Source organism: Thiocystis violacea (assembly GCF_016583565.1).
In the GTDB taxonomy this organism is placed as follows: domain Bacteria; phylum Pseudomonadota; class Gammaproteobacteria; order Chromatiales; family Chromatiaceae; genus Thiorhodococcus; species Thiorhodococcus violaceus_A.
Map to the genome: position 1 here is coordinate 23204 of NZ_NRRF01000055.1, position 6914 is coordinate 30117.

9 protein-coding genes are annotated in these 6914 nt (G+C 63.7%); 8 read left to right on the forward strand and 1 reads right to left on the reverse strand.

Annotated features, from left to right (window positions below):
- Window positions 1-316 precede the first annotated feature (316 nt).
- The 8 genes from CKO23_RS18235 to CKO23_RS18270 all read left to right on the forward strand — a co-directional run bounded on the left by CKO23_RS18235 (window position 317) and on the right by CKO23_RS18270 (window position 6293).
- Entirely contained in the window at window positions 317-520 is a 204-nt protein-coding gene (locus CKO23_RS18235) for a DJ-1/PfpI family protein (protein ID WP_274600235.1), read from the forward strand.
- Window positions 521-694: 174 nt separating this feature from the next.
- Window positions 695-832 carry a DUF3096 domain-containing protein gene (locus CKO23_RS18240; protein WP_200333253.1) on the forward strand — a complete coding sequence of 46 codons (138 nt, stop codon included), beginning with the start codon at window positions 695-697 and terminating at the stop codon, window positions 830-832.
- A complete protein-coding gene (locus CKO23_RS18245) occupies window positions 829-1185 on the forward strand; it encodes a hypothetical protein (protein WP_200333254.1) in 357 nt (118 codons plus the stop codon). The genes CKO23_RS18240 and CKO23_RS18245 overlap by 4 nt, the downstream gene beginning before the upstream one ends.
- Before the next feature lie 336 nt (window positions 1186-1521).
- Window positions 1522-1680 (forward strand): hypothetical protein, encoded by a 159-nt coding sequence (locus CKO23_RS18250; protein WP_200333255.1) that lies wholly within the window; start codon window positions 1522-1524, stop codon window positions 1678-1680.
- Window positions 1681-1839: 159 nt separating this feature from the next.
- Window positions 1840-3603: a BCCT family transporter gene (locus tag CKO23_RS18255; RefSeq protein ID WP_200333256.1), complete on the forward strand. Its 1764-nt coding sequence runs from the start codon at window positions 1840-1842 to the stop codon at window positions 3601-3603.
- Complete coding sequence (locus CKO23_RS18260) at window positions 3600-4550, forward strand: glycine betaine ABC transporter substrate-binding protein (RefSeq protein WP_200333257.1); 951 nt, start codon at window positions 3600-3602, stop codon at window positions 4548-4550. Before CKO23_RS18255 ends, CKO23_RS18260 begins: the two co-directional genes overlap by 4 nt.
- 28 nt (window positions 4551-4578) lie before the next feature.
- Entirely contained in the window at window positions 4579-5262 is a 684-nt protein-coding gene (locus tag CKO23_RS18265) for a S1 family peptidase (protein ID WP_200333258.1), read from the forward strand.
- A 512-nt stretch (window positions 5263-5774) separates the two neighbouring features.
- Window positions 5775-6293, forward strand: a complete 519-nt coding sequence (locus CKO23_RS18270) for a type 1 glutamine amidotransferase domain-containing protein (RefSeq protein ID WP_200333259.1) — start codon at window positions 5775-5777, stop codon at window positions 6291-6293.
- A 284-nt stretch (window positions 6294-6577) separates the two neighbouring features.
- Here CKO23_RS18270 and CKO23_RS18275 read toward each other — a convergent pair whose 3' ends face one another.
- A complete protein-coding gene (locus CKO23_RS18275) occupies window positions 6578-6781 on the reverse strand; it encodes a hypothetical protein (protein WP_200333260.1) in 204 nt (67 codons plus the stop codon).
- Window positions 6782-6914 lie beyond the last annotated feature (133 nt).

Below are 6914 nucleotides of genomic sequence, written 5' to 3' on the forward strand. Positions count from 1 at the left end.
GGTGCACAGTCAACCCTGGTTAATGGGCTGATGAGCGAGCTCCCTCGAACCGTGTCGGACCGACAGCGGCTCTTGCGGAACGCTAACGGACTTCGGTGACGTCGGCAGTCCGAAGCGCATGAAGAGCGAGCGTGATCTGCCGGAGGAGTGGTGACTATGCCCCCGCGACGGTGGAAATAACCCGCTTCACTCGATGCGCCGGAGCAAGGATCGTCGCCGCGACGCCCGACAGTAGCGATTGCATCGTCGCACTTGCCGATGACTGGCCCGCCAATTGCGAAACGCTTGCTGTCCAGAGGTCGCCAGGCGCATCCGATTGATCTCGGCGGATCGGGTACAGGGGCGCCGGATGACCAGCTACGCGTCGGTTGCCAGGGAGCTGAAGGCCGCCGGTGCCGACTACAGGGATGAGGAGGTGGCCACCGACCGCAATCTCATCACGTCGCGCCAGCCCGAAGACATCCCTGCCTTCATCGAGCAGATCTTCCAGACCTTGAGGGTTGGCGGCGAGGCGGGCTGACCGCGGGCACTTGTGGACCACGCTCGTCGACATCGGCCGAGGCATCGGCGCTCGCCAGCGGTGAACCGCTTCCCGGATGCTCGCTAATAAACTGGCGTCATGTTTGCTTGAACCTCATGCCAGTCATCGCTGCCGCGCAACCCGCGGCTTACACCAACATGAAAGGACAGTCCCATGCTTCATCCCGTGCTACAGCCGATCATTGCCTTGATCGCCGGAATCCTGATTCTGGTGCGTCCCGCGCTGCTCAATTATGTCATTGCCATCTATCTGATCCTCTTTGGTGTCCTTGGATTGGTCGCCGTTCTTTGAGGGGCCGAGCGCGACGGGAGACCGGCTACCGGCACGTCAACGGTAAGGTGCGCGACCTCTCGCCGCTGCCTCTGCCGTTCAAGATGGGGGTGCCTGGCATCGGCGGTCCGATCCTGACCAAGGGCGGGCTGGCCTTCCTATCTGGAACGCTCGACGACGATGTCCGCGGCTATGACCTGCGCACCGGCGAGCAGCGCTGGCGCGCCCGTCTGCCCGCCGGGGGCCAGGCCACCCCCTCGACCTATCTCGGCGCTGACGGACGCCAATATCGTGTTGTCGTCGCCGGTGGTCACGGCTCCACCGGCACCAAGGCGGGCGACAGCGTCATCGCCTATGCCCTCCAGGATCGCTGAGATGCTCGAGCCGCGCAGGTGCCGAACGGCCACTGCGCAGGGGGAGATGCCTGTGATCGCTAGTTGAATTCCCGCATCGGCGGTTGATTTGCCGTTCGGCCGGGGGCGCTGCGTGCAGATCCCGCTGAGACGCGGCCCAGGTTGTTGCGCGCGCCGCACGCTCAAGGGGCCTGAGACTAGGCGCCTCCAAGGATCAGCGAACTGACCGCGCTCGCGAGCAAGGCGAAAACGTCGCGGTTTGGTTGTGGCCTGGTCGGTATGTTCTTCGCCTTTGACTGACAGGGGGATCGAGACAGCCGGCGCCGTCTCGCACCCGCGATCGGGGAGGGCAACCGGTTGCTCATCACCGCCCATGGCAACAGTCTGCGCGCCCTGGTGAAGCTTCTCGATGGGATCGGCGATGCGGACATCGAGCGACTCGAAATCCCGACCGGAGCGCCTCTGATCTGCCAGCTCGACGCCGACCTGAGACCCCTGCGACACCAGTATCTGTAAGGAACCTTGGGGCTTGGATTTACTGACGATCGGGACAGGTCGCGGGGCGGCTGGGGTGAGAAACAGTGCTCAGGCTGTTAGGCTGTTCGCAATTCCGACAGGTCGCAGGCTGCCGCCGTTAGCCAAGCTAAACCACTGATCCGAATCAGGTAAGAAACCATGCACGACAACGAAACAGGCACCGCCGATGAACGCCAAACGGGGCTGTTCAAGCTCGACGTCCATCCTTGGGTGTTCTTCAGTTCTGCGGCGATCATCGTGCTCTTCGTCGGCCTGACCATCTTTTTCGAGAACACCGTCGACAACCTGTTCAATCTGGTTCAGGGGGCGGTGTCGAAATACGCCGGCTGGTTCTTCGTCGGTACCATGAATCTGATCTTGATCTACGTGGTGTCCTTGCTGTTCGGGCGCTTCGGCGACATCCGTCTCGGCGGCGAGGGCGCCAAGCCGGAATTCTCGACGCTCGGCTGGTTCGCGATGCTCTTCAGCGCCGGCATGGGTATCGGTCTCTTGTTCTACGGCGTTGCCGAGCCGATGTTCCATTATGTCGCCTCGCCGATGGCCGAGCCAGGCACGCCCGCAGCGGCGCGCGTTGCGATGGACTTCACCTTTTTGCACTGGGGGCTGCATCCCTGGTCGATCTACGCCCTGGTCGGGCTCGCGCTCGGGTTCTTCGCCTTCAACAAGGGGCTGCCGCTGTCGATCCGCTCGGTGTTCTATCCGCTGCTCGGCGAGCGCATCTATGGGCCGATCGGCAATGTGATCGACATCATGGCCACGGTCGCGACCATGTTCGGTGTGGCGACGTCGCTGGGCCTCGGGGTGCAGCAGGTCAACGCCGGCTTGAGTCATCTGCTCGATTTCATCCCCCAGAATGCCAGCGTGCAATTGGTCCTCATTGCTGGAATCACCATGATCGCGACTTGGTCGGTGGTGCGCGGACTGGATTCCGGCATCAAATTGCTGAGTCAGCTCAACGTCGTGGTTGCCGCGCTGCTGATGTGCTTCGTGCTCTTGTTCGGGCCGACGCTGTTCATCCTGAATGCCTTCATCGAGAACATCGGCGTCTACGTCCAGAACTTCGCATCGCTGAGCACCTGGAACGAGACCTACAACGATACCGATTGGCAAAATGGCTGGACCGTCTTCTATTGGGGTTGGTGGATCGCCTGGTCTCCGTTCGTGGGGATGTTCATCGCCCGCGTCTCCTATGGGCGTACCATCCGTGAGTTCATCAAGGGCGTGTTGCTGGTGCCGACCCTGGTGACCTTCCTGTGGGTCACCGTCTTCGGCGATACCGCGCTGCACATCGAGATGTTCGGTGACGGCGGTCTGGCCAAGGCGGTGCAGGAGAACATCCCGGTCTCGCTGTTCGTGATGCTCGAGAGCCTGCCGCTGAGCGAGATCTCATCGGTGGTCGCCATCATCGTGATCATCACCTTCTTCGTCACCTCGTCCGACTCCGGCTCGCTGGTCATCGACATCATCACCGCCGGCGGCAATACCGAGCCACCGGTGATCCAACGCGTGTTCTGGGCCGTCATGGAGGGTGCCGTCGCTGCGGCGCTCCTGCTGGGCGGTGGCCTGGTCGCGCTGCAGACCGCCGCGATTTCCACCGGACTGCCGTTCGCCATCATCCTGCTCGGCATGTGCTGGTCGCTGCACTTGGGGCTGGTTCACTACAAGACGGGGCAGGGCTTCGAGCTTGGTGTTCAGGGCTATCAGGGGCCTGAGTTCGAGACCCATGCCACGCGCAAGATGCCAACCTTCGGCCGGCGTCAGTTCTGGCTGACCGAGGCGCTGCAGCGCAACCCCGCAGTGGCGATGCGTCCTCGCCCCAGCCCCGCTTTCCAGATTGAGGGCTCCAGCGGTCGGGGCGAGCCGAGCAAACCCACCGAGACGCCGACGGGAGGCAAGTCATGATCGTCACGAGGATTCAAAGGCTCGGCGACACCCTGAACCGCTGGAAACGCGCGGGCCTGCTCGCGGTCCTGATGTCGGCCGCCGCCTGCGCGCCTGCCGCGGACGCACCGACATTGCGCATCGCCTATGTGGACTGGTCTTCGTCCGTGGCGAGCGCCAATGTGGTCTGCGCGGTCCTTCGCGAACGACTCGGGCATCCGTGCGAGCTCATCGAAACGACTGCCGATGCCATGTGGCGGATGGTGGCCGACGGCGAGGCCGATGCGCTGCTGTCCGCCTGGTTGCCCGATACCCATGCCCAGTACTACGCCGAGTACGGAGATCGGCTTGCGGATCTCGGTCCCAATCTCGTCGGCACGCGAGCCGGACTCGTCATCCCCGCCGTCGGCGTTGGGCGTCAGACCGGCGGTCGCGGCGAGCGCACCCGGCCGGCGCTGGACATCGACAGCATTGCGCAATTGGCCGATCACCGGCAAGCGCTCGGCGGACGGATCGTCGGTATCGATCCAGCCGCTGGGATCATGTCCGCGACCGAGCGCGCGTTCGGTGCCTACGACCTCGAAGGCTTCCGGCTGGTCAAGGGCTCGGAGACGGCGATGACCCAGGCGCTCGCGGATGCCATCGCGCGCAATGCCCCCATCGTCGTCACCGGCTGGGAGCCGCATTGGATGCTCGGACGCTGGTCGTTGAAGTTCCTGGATGACCCCAAGAACGTCTATGGCGGGCGAGGGAGTATCCATACGCTGGTTCGCCCAGGCCTGGCGCGGGATGACCCCCAGGCCCAAGGCATCTTGGACCGCTTCGAATGGGACTCGCGGGCCATGGAGCAGCTGTTGGTCTGGATCCATCAGGACGGCGGACGAGACCCTTATGCACAGGCGTTGCGGTGGACGCGGGCCAATCCTCGGCGTGTGCAAGCCTGGCTCGGCACCGGCCTGGCCGATTGACGCTCGACTCGGATCAGGAGCAATTCAAATGCTGCAAGGCACTAGCCAGAAATTTCGCGGAGGCTGTCTCATGCTGGTCCGCGACACCGAGGGAGCCGTGGGTTTTCTCGGAACCGCGTTTCTCGTCCATGGAAGTGGTTACCTGCTGACCGCCGCTCATCTGGTGTCCAAGCCCGAGGGGCTGCTGGTCGTTGCGACCGCGAGCGGCGACGCGTATCAGCCCATGACCTTCGATCGGGTCTCGGCCATCCCGGTCTCGATCGTCCAGCGGGACATCGTGCACGACGTGGCGCTGCTCAAGATGGAGCAGGAGATCGCGATCGGGGTTCCAGACGATTTCCTGGGCAGTGGCGCCAATGTGCGGCCCGGCGCCTCGCTCATGAGTCTCGGCTACGCCTTCGGGCACGAGCAATTGCATACGGCGCTCAGCATCGGCAGCTTCGCGTCCGCCAAGATCCGCTCGCCAAACGACACGCGGCTCATTTTGTTCGACACCATGGTGCAGGACGGCGATACCGGCGGACCGCTGATTCACGTCAGCGACGGCCACATCGTCGGCATCGTCAGCGGCCGCTTCGAGCCGGCCGAGGTCGTTCGCGGCAGCGCGGATTGGGAGCGACGGCCAGCCCGCGACACCAACATCTCCTTCGCGGTCGATATCGACTATGGCGTCGCGCTGATGCGCGCGGCTGGGCTTTTCGAGCACGACTGAAGCGCGTTGCACTCCGGCGGATATCGACATCCGTTGCAGCCGGGCACACAACGATGAATCTCAGTGTTTGGCCTATCGAGCCGATGCGGAGTTGGGCGAGGTGATTGATGGCCGCCATCAGTCAGATACAGGGGCATGTCTAGGTGGCCTGAGCGCCCCTGTGCTTGACTGTCCACATGCCTCGACGCATGCGCTGCAAGTGCCTGTCTCAGCATGCGGAGTAGCGACCGGCGAGGTGGTAACGCGCACGTTGGCAGGCTCGACGTCCCATGTCGATCTGGTTCTTTTGCCCCGGCTGGGGTGCTTTTCACCCGGGCGAGCCGAGACATCACGTTTTCGAGCTTTCTCGTGGATCCTTGTCTCGGTCTGATGTGTTGTCGAGCGAGCCTGGTCTGCGGCGGAGCCGCGCTGCCGTTTGAGTCACCGGATCCGATACCTCGCGGTATGGTCCGAGATCTGCCGCGCCCCGTGCCGAAATGCGATCACCAACACCCAACCTAAGGAGTATCGCTATGCGTGCACTGACCATCAGCGCGAACAACTTCGAAGACAGCGAGCTGATCGATCCCGTGGCGGCACTGACCGCAGCTGGAGTCGATGTCGACATCGCGTCCCTGGCGCCCGGGACCATCACCGGAAAGAAGGGCGTCCAGGTTCAGGCGACCCTGGGCGTCGCGGACGTCAAGGCTGGCGATTACGACCTACTCTTGCTGCCAGGTGGCAAGGCCCCGGCCGAGCTGCGCCAGTCCGAGCGCGTGCTCGATCTGGCGCGCGACTTCATGGACGCGGACAAGCCCGTGGCGGCCATCTGTCACGGACCGCAGATCCTGATCTCGGCCGAGCGGGTGCGTGGACGTCAAATGACCAGCTATGCATGTGTTGCCAGCGAGCTCAAGGATGCCGGCGCGGACTATCGAGACGACCAGGTCGTGGTCGACGGAAACCTCATCACTTCCCGTCACCCAGGAGATATCCCCCTGTTCGTCGAACAGATCCTCCGTACGCTCGAGATGGCGCGGGCCTCGGCCTAAGGACCGGAGAACGTTGTATGACTCTGCCGGACCTTCGACCGACCGCTAGCCATGGAGACCGCTGTATCGATTGGCGGGCTCACCGGTTTCGCGACCGTCAGTGCCGCCAAGGGTGCAGGACTCCAGGGCGCTTGGTCTGTGGCAAACACACCCGTTATGGATAAGCCGCTACAGGAGACGCCAGCCGCTGAGATCGTGACCGCTGGTGCCATCGACCGATTAGGTGCATGCCCGTTTCGCTCCTGTCTCCATACGGTGTTGACGCGGCGCTGCCGGCCGCCCTGCTAGTCTGGCGAGACGGCCTGTCTCAGCTCCTGCTCGGTGACCGCGAGATGCAGGATCCCGGTGTCGCGGTCGAGCCAATCGATGGACCGCCGCGGCACCAGACGGCGGAAAGCCGAGTCCGTGTCGTCCTGACCGTGCTCCGGAGCCTCGGGGGCGAGCGTCAGCTCAACATAGCCCAGCTCCCAGTCGGCATCGTCGATCAACAGGCCGATCTGGGCTCTCCACTTAACCGGAGTTCCTCCACGGACGGTTTGCGGGAGGGAGGTCGAGGCTTGGCGGGTGGCCATTTGCCCTCGGCGGGGTGGGGAGTACTGTTCGGGGTCGCTGGGTCAGTGC